Here is a 13,570-nt window from a genome sequence, read left to right on the forward strand (position 1 = left end):
CAACATTTTTGTGGAAAATATGCACTAAATGTCATACACAAATAGGTTTTTTATTGTTATGATTCTTTAATTTTGTTATATTATTAAAAGTCTATGAAATTATTTTTGGAGGTATACGAATATGGGTGTTACCACATTTAAAGGTGGCGTCCATCCCTACGACGGCAAGGATCTTGCAAAGGATCAGGCTATTGTAGAGCTTAAGCCGCAGGGGGTTATGGTTTATCCGGTATCTCAGCACATAGGTGCTCCCGCAAAACCTGTAGTGGAAAAGGGAGATCATGTCCTTGTGGGGCAGAAGATTGCTGAGGCAGGCGGATTCGTTTCCAGCCCGGTTATCTGTTCAGTTTCAGGTACCGTAAAGGCTATTGAGAAGCGACTCACAGCCGGTGGAGCCGTAGTGGATGCTATCGTCGTTGACAACGACCAGAATTATGAAGCTATTGAAGGTTTCGGTCAGGCAAGAGACTATACAAAGTTAAGCCGTGATGAGATCGTCAACATCGTCAAGGAGGCTGGTATCGTTGGTCTTGGAGGTGCCGGATTCCCGACATCAGTTAAACTCATGCCCAAAAACATTGACAAGATTGATTATTTCCTTGTTAATGCCGCAGAGTGTGAGCCATATCTTACATCTGATTACAGAGATATGATGGAGACTCCCGAAAAGATCATCGGCGGTCTCAAGGTCATCCTCTCTATTTTCCCTAACGCTAAAGGTGTTATCTGTGTAGAAGACAACAAGCCCGATGCCATCAGGCTTCTTACAGAGAAGGCTCAGGGCGAGTCAAACATAGAGGTTGCCGCTCTTCAGACAAAGTACCCTCAGGGTGGTGAGCGTCAGCTTATCTATGCTGTAACAGGCAGAAAGATCAACTCCTCCATGCTTCCTGCAGATGCAGGCTGCGTAGTTGACAATGCAGACACCGTAGTTGCTATCTATGAAGCTGTATGCGAGTCAAAGCCTCTCGTCAGAAAGATCGTAACTGTTACAGGCGATGCAGTGGCAAAGCCGGGTAACTTTAAAGTACCTCTCGGTATGAACTACCAGGAGATCATCGATCAGGCAGGCGGATTCAAGGCAGATCCCGAAAAAATCATCTGCGGCGGTCCCATGATGGGTATCCCTCTTTTCAAGCTCGATATCCCGGTTGCCAAGAATTCATCATCAATTCTTGCACTGCTTCATGATCCTGTATCTTCAGAGCCCACAACAGCATGTATCAACTGTGGACGCTGCGTTGAAGCATGTCCCGAGAATCTTGTTCCCACAATGCTTATGAAAGCAGGTCTCAGCAAGGATACATCAAAGTTCGCAGAGCTTTACGGTATGGAGTGTATTGAGTGCGGCTGCTGTTCATATGTATGCCCTGCCAAGAGACCTCTTACCCAGGCTTTCAAACAGATGAAGCGCCTTGTCAATGCAGAGAAGAGAGCTGCTGCCGCAAAGGCAAAGGCTGAAGCCGAAGCAAAGGCAAAAGAAGAAACAAAATCTACTGAGGAGGTGAAGAAATGAATAAGATGTTGAATCTTTCCTCAAATCCTCACATTCGTGATGAAGTTACCACTTCCGAGATCATGCGTGATGTTGTTATCGCCATGATTCCCACAACTCTCTACGGTATCATACAGTGGGGCTTTAATGCTGCCCTGGTTGTTATTCTGACAGTGGCATTTGCAGTACTTTCAGAGTATGCCTATGAGAAATTCATGAAGATGACTGTTACCGTAGGTGACTGGTCAGCTGCGGTAACAGGTCTTATCCTTGCACTTAACTGCCCGCCGGATATCCCTGTATGGATTCCCTGCGTAGGTGCTGTTTTCGCCATCATCGTTATCAAGATGCTTTACGGCGGACTCGGAAAGAACTGGATGAACCCGGCTCTTGGTGCAAGATGTTTCCTTCTTATCTCTTTCGCAGGAAAGATGACGGGTTGGACAGTAGTAGGACCGGACGCCATGTCAGGTGCAACACCGCTTGCTTTCATGAAGGCCGGCGGAGATATGGCCAAGGTAGACCTTATGAACCTTTTCCTTGGACGCATCCCCGGAACCATCGGTGAGGTTTCAAAGCTCTGTCTCCTTTTAGGTGCAGCTTACCTTATCATTAAGAAGGTAATATCTCCAAAGATACCTTGTATCTATATCGCAACAGTAGCAGTCTTCACACTGCTTTTCGGCGGACACGGATTTGATATCAACTATGTCCTGTGCGAGATCCTTGGCGGTGGACTTATCTTCGGTGCCTTCTTCATGGCAACTGATTATGTTACATCACCTATCACTCCGAAGGGACAGATTGTTTACGCAATCATCCTTGGTGTCATGACAGGACTTTTCCGTCTGTTCGGTGGTTCTGCAGAGGGCGTTTCCTATGCGATCATCCTTACAAACATTATCGTTCCTGTTATAAACCTTAAGACTATTCCAAAGGCATTCGGAAGGGAGGGTGAGAAGTAATGAAGAAAGAATCTTTTGTAAAAGACGCCCTCATCCTTACAGCCATCACTCTTGTATCAGGATTACTCCTTGGTGCGGTTTACGGAATGACAAAGGACCAGATCGATGCTATTAAGAATGCTTCCACCATCGCTTCTTATCAGGCGGTTATGGCAGCAGAATCCTATGATGATGAGACCTACGCAGAAACTTTGGAAACAGCGAAATCAGAAGGAACCGTATCCGCAGACAACGGCGGAGCAGAGCTCCTTTCCGTAGTTGCCGCAAAGGATGCATCCGGCGCAGAGATCGGATACATCGTGAAGGCACAGGCTGCAGGTTACGGCGGAAACGTTGTAGTTGTTATCGGTGTTGACAGTGACTTAAAGGTCACAGGCATTTCCTTCCCTGAAACACTCCCTGAGACTGCCGGTCTCGGACAGAGAGCTCTGGAGCCTCAGTTCTATGAGCAGTTTGCAGGCAAGGGAACAAACTTAAGTGTCAAGAAGGGCGGCGGAGCAGGAGAGAGCGAAATCGATGCCATCTCAGGTGCTACCATGACTTCTACAGCGGTTGTTAACTCAACCAATGCTGCAACTGAGTTTGTTCAGAAATACATCGTAAAGTGAAGGAGGTCGTGATAAATGAATAATAAATATCTTGAAAGAATTTATAACGGCATTATCAAGGAAAATCCTACCTTCATCCTTATGCTTGGTATGTGTCCTACACTTGCTACAACAACAAGTGCGTTCAATGCCATCGGTATGGGTCTTTCCACTACTGCCGTTCTTATGTTTTCAAACATGGTGATCTCCGGACTCAGAAATATCATCCCCAACAGAGTGAGACTTCCGGGCGAGATCGTAGTTATAGCATCCCTCGTTACCATAGTACAGCTTCTCATGCAGGCCTATACACCTGCTGTATACGAGGCACTGGGAATCTATATCCCTCTCATCGTAGTTAACTGTATCATCCTCGGAAGAGCAGAGGCGTATGCGCTTTTCAATACTCCTGTCCTTTCCTTCTGTGACGGTCTCGGCATGGGTATCGGATTTACACTTGCATTAACAGTTCTCGGTTCAGTTCGTGAGCTCATCGGAAAGGGTTCGATCTTCGGATTCCAGCTTATCCCTGAGGAGTTCAGCATCGGTATCTTTGCTCTTGCTCCCGGTGCGTTCATCGTGCTTGCGTTCCTTTCAGCCATCCAGAACAAACTTAAGCTTCCTTCAGCCACAAACGGCGGAGAAGAAGTCCCTGAGTTCGTTACTTCAGGCGATCTGCTTGGCGCATTTAATAAGATAGAAGAAGCTCCAGCTTCTGAAGTTAAGAAGGAGGCGTGAGCATGTTAGATCTGTTATTGATTGCAATTAAATATTCACTCGTATCAAACGTTGTACTGTCCCAGTTCCTCGGAATCTGTGCTTTCCTTGGTGTTTCCAAGAAGGTCGATTCTTCAAAGGGTATGGGCGCAGCCGTTATCTTCGTTATCGTGCTTGCATCCCTGGTTTCCCACGCAATCTACGTGGTATTCATGGCTGCATCATCACCTTTGTGCAAGGCTCTGGGTCTTAAGGATGGTCTTGAGTATCTCACAACCATCGTTTTCATCCTGGTAATCGCTGCGCTGGTTCAGCTGGTTGAGATGTTTATGAAGAAGAATATGAAGGGTCTCTATGACGCTCTCGGTGTTTTCCTTCCGCTTATCACAACAAACTGTGCCGTTCTCGGTGTTGCATTGAATAACGTAACTTATGGATACAATTTCGCAGAATGTCTCGTATACGGCCTCGGTATCTCCATCGGATTTGCACTTGCTCTTATCCTTATGGCATTTATCAGAGAGAACGTTATCGAGGGCAATGACAGCATCCCGAAGTCATTCCAGGGATCACCTATCGTGCTCCTCACAGCCGGACTTATGGCTATAGCATTCTTCGGATTTGCCGGTCTTGTATAAGGAGGTAACGACGTGATAGTAACATTTATTTTGGTCGCTGCCGTACTTGTAGGTGCGACCGGACTTATCCTTGGCTTGTTCCTCGGAGTAGCATCCGAAAAGTTCAAGGTAGAAGTTGATGAAACAGAAGCAAACGTAAGAGCAGCTCTTCCCGGCAACAACTGCGGTGCCTGCGGTTTCCCGGGTTGTGACGGTTGTGCAAAGGCTATCGCATCAGGCGAAGCTCCCGTAGATCAGTGTCCTGTAGGCGGTCCTGCTGTTGCAGCAAAAATTGCTGCAATCATGGGTACAAACGCATCAGGCGAACAGGCTGATAAGAAGGTTGCTTACGTAAGATGCCAGGGTGATTGTGATAAGGCAAAGCAAGCCTACCACTACACCGGAATCGCAGACTGCCGTGACCTCTCGGTTGTACCTAACGGTTCAGAAAAAGAGTGTCCTTACAGCTGCTGCGGATACGGAACCTGCGTTAAGGCATGTAAGTTCGATGCCATCCACATCGTAAACGGAGTGGCAAAGGTTGATAAGGAAAAGTGTGTTGCCTGCGGAGCCTGCGTTAAGGCATGTCCAAAGAACATCATCGCCATCGTTCCTTATAAGAAGAAGCACATCGTTTCCTGCCAGAATCATTTGAAGGGTAAGCAGGTTAAGGATTCCTGCTCCATCGGATGTATCGCCTGCGGAATGTGCGAAAAGAATTGTCCTTTCGATGCGATCCATGTCATTGATGGTCTTGCAGTTATGAATGATAAGTGTAAGGACTGTGGTATCTGTGCCCAGAAGTGTCCTACAGGTGCTATTACAGGCAAGCGTCCTGTAAAGCCTGCCGCACCAAAGGCACCGGCTGCAGCTCCTGCCGCTACAGAAGCCAAGGCTTCGGCACCCGCTCCGGCAGAAAAACCTGCAGAGCAGCCTAAAGATACAACATCTGCCAATGCCTGATAGAAAATAATTTCTATAGACCAAGATGGAAAAACCCCTCACCTCATAAGAGGTGAGGGGTTTTTCTTTTGCCATCGTTCCTTTACCGATGTCTGCATCAGCATTAATCACCACCTGTAAAAATCACGTTCTGATTCCCATAAGTTAATTTCAAAACTCAATTTACAATTTGGGGGAAATTATACGTAACAGTTCAGTCGGTGGGCCAGGGGGACGGGGTTGGTGGTCCATTTTAGGAAAATGGACCACCAACCCCGTCCCCCTGGCCCACCGACTGAGCTGTTACAATTATACGTATTTTATTCATTCTAACTCAACAGAATTATTGCCTTTGACGGAGAATTAGTGTAAAATTTAACATTGTATACATAGGGATTCCGAAATTTATTTTTCTATTATCCTCATATAAAGCGTATCGAACAATATTTGCCAACCACTTACGGATACGCAGAAATACACTCACACATCCGTATGTTTCTTCCCGGAAAACAGCGAATGGCAGAGTGTTTTATTTTACAGTGCGGAAACTAATTATATTTTGGAAATTGCCGAAAATACGAAGGTAGAAAAGTTTTATCAAAAAGCATGTCGACTTTTTACTAGGAGGAAACTTATGGAATTACAGATTCAGGATTTGGTCACATCGATCCGTAAAGAGGGTATCGATGCTGCCAACACAGAGGCAGAATCTATCATTGCAGAAGCTAAGAAAAAAGCTGCTGCGATTGTTTCCGATGCCAAGGCAGAAGCAGCAAATGCCAAAGCCGCAGCAGAAAAGGAAATCGGGATCATGAAGGAAAGTGCTTCTGTCAGCGCCGAGCAGGCAAAACGGGATGCCATGCTTGCATTTAAAACAGAAGTCCAGACCGTGTTTGAGAACATACTCAAAAATGATGTAAAAAAATCACTGTCTGAAAAGTCACTCGCAAAGCTCATTCGCGCAGCGGTTGCCGGCGAAGACGTATCCAAGTATACCGCCGAAGTAGCCGATGTTTCAGACGCTTTAAAGAGCGAGCTTGCGGAGGAGATCAGGAACGGACTTGAGATCAAACCCACAAAGAACGTGAAAGCAGGCTTCCGTCTTGCGGCTAATGACGGATCCGGATATTTTGATTGTACCGAAGATGAAATTGCCGAGATGATGATGCCGTACTTCAGAAACCTTGAGATTTAAACGGAGGTAAAAGATGGCTGCATATTATTATCTGATATCAAGCCTGCCTGACCTCAAAAGCGACGGAGATATGCCTCTGAGCTACCAGGAATTCCTTGACCTTTGTGAATCACAGGTAAGTGAATCCAATTATAAGCTTCTAAAGGATTTAACATTATCCTCAACAGATGGTCCTCTTATCAAGGAGTGGAACCGGGTTTACGGGTCTCTCACGAAAGAGCTTAACTATCAGCGAAGCATGAAGCTTGGAAAGACTTACCCGACACCCGAAACAAAGGATTTCATGACCACCCAGGTTGTCAGCTCCGCTCTTGCAGCGAAGGATCCTCTGGAAGCAGAAAAGATCTTGCTGGACTATGAATTCCAACAGCTTGATGAACTTGTAGGTTTACACATGTTCGACGATCAAGTATTGTTCGGATATGCAGTAAAGCTAAAATTACTGGAGCGTCAGGGCTGCTTTGATCACGATAAGGGCAGTACGGAATTCCGACAGCTACTTGGTGAGGTACAGCAGCGCGTTTACAATTTGTAATTAATATAAATAAATCGGGAGACTTATATGGAAACAGTAACAGGACATGTGACTGGCATCAATAGTAACATGGCGAATGTAAGCTTCGACGGAGCTGTGCGCAAGAATGAAGTAGGTTATATTCTTGTGGGCGACAAGCGTCTGAAGGGCGAGGTCATTCGTATTACTAACGGCGTAGCCAGCATGCAGATTTATGAGATGTCAAACGGCATCAAAGTCGGTGATCCGGTAGAATTCACCGGAGAGCTGATGAGCGTTGATCTGGGCCCGGGCATCCTGACTCAGATTTATGACGGACTTCAGAACCCACTTCCTGAACTAGCAGAGCAGTGCGGTTTCTTCTTACAGAGAGGTGTTTACCTTGACGCTATCCCTAACCGCGACTGGGAGTTTACTCCGGTAGCCAAGGTTGGTGATAATGTTGTTGCCGGTGACACCATCGGTACCGTACCTGAGGGTATATTTACCCACAAGATCATGGTTCCCTTTACATTAAAGGGCGAAGACTGGGTTGTTAAATCCATCAAGGATAAAGGCTCCTACAATGTTCGTTCAACCATTTGCGTTATCGGAAATGGAGCAGGAGAGGAAAAAGAGCTTTCCATGGTCATCACCCAGCCTATCAAGCAGCCTATCAAGTGCTATGAAGAGAGGCTGAGACCTGATGAACCTCTTATTATGAAGCTCCGCTGCGTGGATGCATTCCTTCCTGTAGCAAAGGGCGGAACCTTCTGTGTTCCCGGACCCTTCGGAGCAGGAAAAACCGTTCTCCAGCACATGGAGGCAAAAAACGGTGAAGCAGATATCGTTGTTATCGCAGCCTGCGGAGAGCGTGCAGGTGAGGTAGTTGAAGTTCTTACAGAGTTCCCTGAGTTGGATGATCCACGTACAGGTCGTTCACTTATGGAAAGAACCATCATCATCTGTAACACCTCTTCAATGCCTGTTGCAGCGAGAGAAGCATCCTGCTACACAGCCGTAACAATCGCAGAGTATTACAGACAGATGGGACTTAACGTTCTCCTTCTTGCAGACTCAACTTCACGTTGGGCTCAGGCCATGAGAGAGATGAGCGGACGTCTCGAGGAGATTCCGGGAGAGGAAGCTTTCCCTGCATATCTGGAGTCAACCATCGCTTCCTTCTATGAAAGAGCCGGAAAGGTTCGTCTTAAGGACGGTTCTATCGGTTCCGTAACCATCGGTGGAACAGTATCCCCTGCCGGCGGTAACTTCGAGGAACCTGTTACTCAGGCAACTCTTAAGGTTGTAGGTGCATTCCACGGTCTTTCCCGTGAGAGATCCGATGCCCGTAAGTATCCGGCCATCCACCCTATGGATTCCTGGTCAAAATATACAGGAATCATCGACATGGAACTCGTAGAGAAGGCAAGAGCTATCCTCCGCAGAAGTATCGAGATCAACCAGATGATGAAGGTTGTCGGCGAAGAAGGTACCACAGCGGAAGATTATATCACCTATCAGAAGGGTGAACTTCTCGATGCGGTTTATCTGCAGCAGAACTCCTTCGATCCTATCGATGCAGCCTGCCCTCCGGAGAGACAGATAATCGAGTTTAATGTCCTTTATGATGCATTGATGCAGAAGTATGACCTCGAAGATAAAGACGAGATCCGTTCTTTCTTCAACCAGTTAAGACAGGAATTCCTTGATTGGCATGGAACTGTTTTTGAAACACCTGAGTTTGAAGCACAGAAGACCAAGATCACGGATTTATATAAATCGAAGGCATTAGCTTAGGAGGTCTTATGCAGAAAGTATATACAAAAATCGAGTCAATCGTCGGCAACGTTGTTACCGTCAAGGCAGAGGGAGTCAAAAACGGTGACCTTGCTTTGGTAGGAGACAGCTATGCCAATGTTATAAAACTGGACAAGGATATCGTTTCGCTTCAGGTCTTTGCGGGCGCACAGGGCGTTAGCACAAATGACCCGGTTCGTTTCCTTGGCAGACCGATGCAGGTTTCCTTCTCATCACACCTTTTAGGTCGTATATTTGACGGTGCCGGCATCCCGAGAGACAATGGGCCTGCTCTTACAGAAAATATGATAGATATCGGCGGTCCTTCCTTTAACCCTGCAAAGCGTATCGTTCCGAAGAAGATGATCCGTACCGGTATCCCTATGATCGATATGTTCAACACTCTCGTTGAGAGTCAGAAGCTTCCGATCTTCTCCGTATCCGGAGAACCTTATAATCAGCTTCTTTCACGTATCGCCATGCAGGCAGAGGTTGACGTTATCGTTCTTGGCGGAATGGGTCTCAAGTATGATGACTACCTGGCATTCCGTGACACTCTTGAAAAAGGCGGTGCCATGAGCCACACAGTTATGTTCATACATACTGCTGCGGATCCTACCGTTGAGAGTACACTTGTTCCCGATATGTCACTTGCAGTAGCAGAGCAGTTCGCTCTTGAAGGAAAGAAAGTACTTGTACTCCTTACAGATATGACAAGCTACTGTGATGCTCAGAAAGAGCTTGCCATCACCATGGAGCAGGTTCCTTCAAACCGTGGTTACCCGGGAGACCTTTACAGTACACTTGCTTCCCGTTATGAGAAGGCAGTTGCCATCGAAGGTGCAGGTTCCATCACTATCCTTGGTGTAACCACCATGCCGGGTGATGACGTAACCCACCCTGTTCCTGATAATACGGGATACATCACAGAGGGTCAGTTCTATCTTAAGAACGGACACATCGAGCCCTTCGGTTCACTGTCCAGACTTAAGCAGAACGTTAACGGCACAACCCGTGATGACCACAGAGCACTTATGGATGGTATGATCAAGCTCTATGCACAGTACAAGGAAAGTCTTGAGAAAAAGTCCATGGGCTTTACCATGAGTGCATGGGATGACAAGCTTCTTAAGTATGGTGAGATGTTCGAGTCCAAGCTTATGGACCTTAGTGTTAACATTCCGCTGGAAGCTGCTCTTGATCTTGGCTGGGAGATCCTTGCCGATTGTTTTGAGCCTAATGAGACAGGTCTCAAGACAAACCTCATCAAGGAAAGATGGCCAAAGAAGTTGGATGATTAAAGGAGCGGTTTATGGCGATCAAACTCACTAAAAACGAACAGAAAGTGCAGAAGGATCACCTGAAACAGTATCAACGTTATCTTCCTACCCTGCAGCTAAAAAAACAGCAGCTGCAATCGGTTATCATGCAGATAAAGGCTGACCTTGAAGAGAAGGAAGCCGAACGTGAAGGAATGATAGGCAATTTGGATGACTGGGTTGCTGTTTTCGCCGAGAACGAACAGTTCGTCAAGGAATTACAGCTGAACAACCTGGTGCAGCCGGACAAGGTTCTGGTAACAACAGAAAATGTTGCGGGCGTAAAACTTCCGGCCTTTAAAGAATTGACCTTTAAGGATATTTCCTACAACGTTGATGATTACCCGCTGTGGGTCGACACTGCACTTGTAAAGCTGCGTGAGATTGCCCGTCTTGATGCATTGGTTTCTACACTTCGCAAACAAGTATCGCTTTTGGAGAAAGAGCTCCGCTCAACCTCCCAGAGAGTAAACCTGTTCGAGAAGGTAAAGATCCCGGAGGCAAAGGAGAATATCCGTGTCATCGGTGTTTATCTCGGAGACCAGCAGACGGCTGCAGTTGTACGTGGTAAGATCTCGAAGAAAAAACTTGTGGGGGCAGAACGATGATAGAAAAAATGAAAATGGTTCACGTCGTTACTACTGTTTCACATAAAGATGAAATGCTGGAGGGCTTACGTGATGTGGGTCTTCTGCATCTGGCGGAGAGAAAGAGTGCTGATCATGCTGCCATAGAAAAGTTCACCGAGCTTTCCAAGACAGTATCACGCCTCCAGGACTACGCGCCGGATAAATCAAAGGAAACCACAACTCCTCCGGTTCTTTCTGACGACGAATTTAATAAAATGTATATGAGAGCCAAAGAGGCTCTTAACAAAAAGGACAGTCTTAATCAGGAAATCTCCTCAACAAAAGCCGAGATCGAAAGGATTGAAGCGTGGGGTGATTTTTCACCGGCTGATGTTAAAGAACTGCAGAAGCAAGGATTTGACCTTCACTTTTATCGTGTAGGTACTGCCGAGTGCGAGCAGATCATGCAGGATGAAAGCATTAAAGCCATCAAACTGGCATCAGTTGAAAAGACAGACACCTTAGCTGTTTTAGGCACACTCCCTCCGGATATTCAGGCAACAGAGTTTTCACTCCCTGCCAAGGGTCTTAAGGAGCTGAAAAGTGATATCGAAAGATTCACGAAAGAAAGCGACGAGTGTGTTGAATTCCTTAAAAAGGCAGCAACCTACGAAAACAGTTTCCATGATCAGCTCATAAAGGCACAAAACGAAGAAAACTATTCTTCAGCCAGTGAGACGGCAACCACCGAGGATCGACTGGTATGGATTTCAGGTTATGTACCTGAGGCAGATCTGGGAACCTTTAAATCAGCAGCAACCAGAAATAACTGGGCATATGCAATAGGCGATGTTTCACCTGAGGATGAGACCATACCTACCAAGCTCCGCTATAATAAGGTTACAAAACTGATTGAACCGCTCTACGATATGCTTGGAATACTTCCGGGCTACAGAGAAGCAGATATCTCACTTTGGTTCCTGCTTTTCTTCGCATTATTCTTTGCGATGATCATCGGAGACGGCGGATACGGACTTATATTCCTTATAGCTGCGATAGTCATTATCAAGAAGACAAAGAAGATAACAACACCTGTTTTCCTTCTTTTGGTTCTGTCGATCTCTACCGTTATCTGGGGTGCCATAACAGGAACCTGGTTCGGTATGGAATCCGCTATGAATGTTCCGTTCCTGAGGGCTCTGGTCATTCCTTCCTTTGCAAACTACGCAGAGAAGTTCGGAGTGGCTACGGCAACGCAGCAAAACAACATTATGAAGTTCTCATTCACCATAGGTGCTATGCAGATGGAACTTGGTAGTTTACTTGCTGCTAAAAAGAAGATGGACAATAAAGATTTGAGCTTTGTTGCAGATTTAGGATGGATGGTCACGATAGTTGCAATGTATCTCCTGTCACTGGTTCTGGTACTTGGAGAATCGATGTCTGTCACACCTATCTTCATAGCAATAGCGATCGGCTTCGTGCTTGTAGTACTTTTCAGTGGCATGGCTCCCGGAGTCAGCTTCGCTGACGGTGTTAAAGCAGGATTGGGAGGAGCCTTTACAAGCTTCCTCAACACCATAAGCTGTTTCGGTAACGTAATGAGTTACATAAGACTCTTTGCGGTAGGAATGGCAGGTCTTGCGATAGCGCAGAGCTTCAATAACATGGCGGCAGGTCTTGCACACGGACCTCTCGTGATAGTGGCAGCTATCATTGTAATAATCGGACACGTAATCAATATAGTTATGTGTATCCTTTCAGTAGTAGTACATGGTGTACGTCTTAACGTGCTTGAGTTCTCCGGACAGGTAGGTCTCGAGTGGACGGGTATAGCGTACGATCCATTTAAAATGAACGACAAAATAAAAGACTAAGTTTATAATTTTAAATTAAAGGAGAAATACTATGAATATCGCTTATATTGGTATGGCAGCAGCACTTGGTTTGTCTGCATTAGGTTCAGCATTTGGTGCCGGTATGGCAGGTCAGGCCGCTGTAGGAGCATGGAAGAAGTGCTACGCAGCCGGCAAGCAGGCACCGTTCATTATGACTGCATTTGCAGGTGCTCCTCTTACACAGACTATCTACGGATTCCTTCTTATGAACTTCATCGCAAGTGCATATAAGGCAGGAACCATCGATCCGGCACTTTCACTCGGTATCGGTATATTCGGCGGAATCGCCATCGGATTCTCAGCATATTTCCAGGGCAAGGCTGCAGCAGCATCTGCTGACGCTCTTGGCGCTACCGGAAAGGGTACCGCAAACTACTTCGTTGTGATCGGTGTCATCGAGACAGTTGCTCTTTTCGCACTGGTATTCTGCATGCTGCTTCTCAGCGCTGCTTCAATCGCATAAGAATCGAGCTAAGGTCGGAAGGCATCCTTTTAAAAACGGGATGCCTTCCGTTTTTGGACCAAGGGGACGGGGTTAGTGGTTCATTTTAAAAAAAATGAACCACTAACCCCGTCCCCTTGGTTCACCGGCTAAACTGCCATCATCAATTTCCCCATTGACACAATGCATATTATTTTGTATTATAATTTGGTGCTGCCGGTATGGCGGAATAGGCAGACGCTCGGGACTTAAAATCCCGTGCCCAGTGATGGGCGTGCCGGTTCGACCCCGGCTACCGGCATAAAGTCAGTATTCAGAGTTTTCTGGATGCTGGCTTTTTTTATTAATAACATTTCCGTTTCTGTCGATATTCCTTACATAGTTTTAATATTAATTTTAGAGAATGATATTAAATTCGCTTATATTTTTGTGACACTAATGTGATATATATAATTATACATTATATAAACGTGGGGTACTCTGCGTTTATTCAGAAACCAGCTGTTATTTTCAACAGAGAGCAAGTAGGGG

The 13,570-nt window shown here is 46.2% G+C and carries 13 protein-coding genes and 1 tRNA gene; all 14 read left to right on the plus strand.

All coding sequences use genetic code 11. From position 1 onward, the window contains the following. Window positions 1-121 precede the first annotated feature (121 nt). The 14 genes from rsxC (at window position 122) to G625_RS0102275 (ending at window position 13,340) form a co-directional block, all read left to right on the plus strand. On the plus strand, window positions 122-1,516 hold the full coding sequence (gene rsxC / locus G625_RS0102210; RefSeq protein ID WP_029199818.1) for an electron transport complex subunit RsxC: 1,395 nt from the start codon (window positions 122-124) through the stop codon (window positions 1,514-1,516). Further along, window positions 1,513-2,460 (plus strand): RnfABCDGE type electron transport complex subunit D, encoded by a 948-nt coding sequence (locus tag G625_RS0102215; RefSeq protein WP_029199819.1) that lies wholly within the window; start codon window positions 1,513-1,515, stop codon window positions 2,458-2,460. Before rsxC ends, G625_RS0102215 begins: the two co-directional genes overlap by 4 nt. Then, window positions 2,460-3,068: an FMN-binding protein gene (locus G625_RS0102220; protein WP_029199820.1), complete on the plus strand. Its 609-nt coding sequence runs from the start codon at window positions 2,460-2,462 to the stop codon at window positions 3,066-3,068. Before G625_RS0102215 ends, G625_RS0102220 begins: the two co-directional genes overlap by 1 nt. Before the next feature lie 15 nt (window positions 3,069-3,083). Beyond that, the gene (gene rsxE / locus G625_RS17965; RefSeq protein WP_044931301.1) at window positions 3,084-3,785 is read left to right on the plus strand and encodes an electron transport complex subunit RsxE; all 702 of its coding nucleotides are present in this window, start codon (window positions 3,084-3,086) and stop codon (window positions 3,783-3,785) included. Window positions 3,786-3,787: 2 nt separating this feature from the next. Beyond that, window positions 3,788-4,402, plus strand: a complete 615-nt coding sequence (locus G625_RS0102230; protein WP_029199821.1) for an electron transport complex protein RnfA — start codon at window positions 3,788-3,790, stop codon at window positions 4,400-4,402. Window positions 4,403-4,414: 12 nt separating this feature from the next. Next, window positions 4,415-5,344, plus strand: a complete 930-nt coding sequence (locus G625_RS17970) for an RnfABCDGE type electron transport complex subunit B (RefSeq protein WP_044931304.1) — start codon at window positions 4,415-4,417, stop codon at window positions 5,342-5,344. Window positions 5,345-5,957: 613 nt separating this feature from the next. Continuing rightward, window positions 5,958-6,518, plus strand: a complete 561-nt coding sequence (locus G625_RS0102240; protein ID WP_029199822.1) for a hypothetical protein — start codon at window positions 5,958-5,960, stop codon at window positions 6,516-6,518. Between the two features lie 13 nt (window positions 6,519-6,531). Then, a complete protein-coding gene (locus G625_RS0102245; RefSeq protein WP_029199823.1) occupies window positions 6,532-7,053 on the plus strand; it encodes a DUF2764 family protein in 522 nt (173 codons plus the stop codon). Between the two features lie 27 nt (window positions 7,054-7,080). Further along, complete coding sequence (locus G625_RS0102250) at window positions 7,081-8,811, plus strand: V-type ATP synthase subunit A (RefSeq protein ID WP_029199824.1); 1,731 nt, start codon at window positions 7,081-7,083, stop codon at window positions 8,809-8,811. Between the two features lie 8 nt (window positions 8,812-8,819). Then, a complete protein-coding gene (locus G625_RS0102255; protein WP_029199825.1) occupies window positions 8,820-10,112 on the plus strand; it encodes a V-type ATP synthase subunit B in 1,293 nt (430 codons plus the stop codon). 11 nt (window positions 10,113-10,123) lie between these two features. Further along, window positions 10,124-10,738 carry a V-type ATP synthase subunit D gene (locus G625_RS0102260; protein WP_029199826.1) on the plus strand — a complete coding sequence of 205 codons (615 nt, stop codon included), beginning with the start codon at window positions 10,124-10,126 and terminating at the stop codon, window positions 10,736-10,738. Continuing rightward, window positions 10,735-12,576 carry a V-type ATP synthase subunit I gene (locus G625_RS0102265; protein WP_029199827.1) on the plus strand — a complete coding sequence of 614 codons (1,842 nt, stop codon included), beginning with the start codon at window positions 10,735-10,737 and terminating at the stop codon, window positions 12,574-12,576. Before G625_RS0102260 ends, G625_RS0102265 begins: the two co-directional genes overlap by 4 nt. Window positions 12,577-12,607: 31 nt before the next feature. Further along, window positions 12,608-13,060 carry an ATP synthase subunit K gene (locus G625_RS0102270; RefSeq protein ID WP_029199828.1) on the plus strand — a complete coding sequence of 151 codons (453 nt, stop codon included), beginning with the start codon at window positions 12,608-12,610 and terminating at the stop codon, window positions 13,058-13,060. A 194-nt stretch (window positions 13,061-13,254) separates the two neighbouring features. Continuing rightward, window positions 13,255-13,340 (plus strand) — tRNA-Leu (locus tag G625_RS0102275). Window positions 13,341-13,570: the final 230 nt, after the last annotated feature.

It is taken from the genome of Oribacterium sp. NK2B42 (assembly GCF_000424445.1).
In the GTDB taxonomy this organism is placed as follows: Bacteria; Bacillota; Clostridia; order Lachnospirales; family Lachnospiraceae; genus Oribacterium.

Bases quoted from the DNA above. Each gene is read 5' to 3' on its own strand.
- G625_RS0102255 (WP_029199825.1), top strand. From the start codon at position 8,820: ATGCAGAAAGTATATACAAAAATCGAGTCAATCGTCGGCAACGTTGTT.
- G625_RS0102230 (WP_029199821.1), top strand. From the start codon at position 3,788: ATGTTAGATCTGTTATTGATTGCAATTAAATATTCACTCGTATCAAAC.
- G625_RS0102250 (WP_029199824.1), top strand. From the start codon at position 7,081: ATGGAAACAGTAACAGGACATGTGACTGGCATCAATAGTAACATGGCG.
- G625_RS0102220 (WP_029199820.1), top strand. From the start codon at position 2,460: ATGAAGAAAGAATCTTTTGTAAAAGACGCCCTCATCCTTACAGCCATC.
- G625_RS0102215 (WP_029199819.1), top strand. From the start codon at position 1,513: ATGAATAAGATGTTGAATCTTTCCTCAAATCCTCACATTCGTGATGAA.
- G625_RS0102245 (WP_029199823.1), top strand. From the start codon at position 6,532: ATGGCTGCATATTATTATCTGATATCAAGCCTGCCTGACCTCAAAAGC.
- G625_RS0102260 (WP_029199826.1), top strand. From the start codon at position 10,124: ATGGCGATCAAACTCACTAAAAACGAACAGAAAGTGCAGAAGGATCAC.
- G625_RS0102240 (WP_029199822.1), top strand. From the start codon at position 5,958: ATGGAATTACAGATTCAGGATTTGGTCACATCGATCCGTAAAGAGGGT.
- G625_RS0102270 (WP_029199828.1), top strand. From the start codon at position 12,608: ATGAATATCGCTTATATTGGTATGGCAGCAGCACTTGGTTTGTCTGCA.
- rsxE (WP_044931301.1), top strand. From the start codon at position 3,084: ATGAATAATAAATATCTTGAAAGAATTTATAACGGCATTATCAAGGAA.
- rsxC (WP_029199818.1), top strand. From the start codon at position 122: ATGGGTGTTACCACATTTAAAGGTGGCGTCCATCCCTACGACGGCAAG.
- G625_RS0102265 (WP_029199827.1), top strand. From the start codon at position 10,735: ATGATAGAAAAAATGAAAATGGTTCACGTCGTTACTACTGTTTCACAT.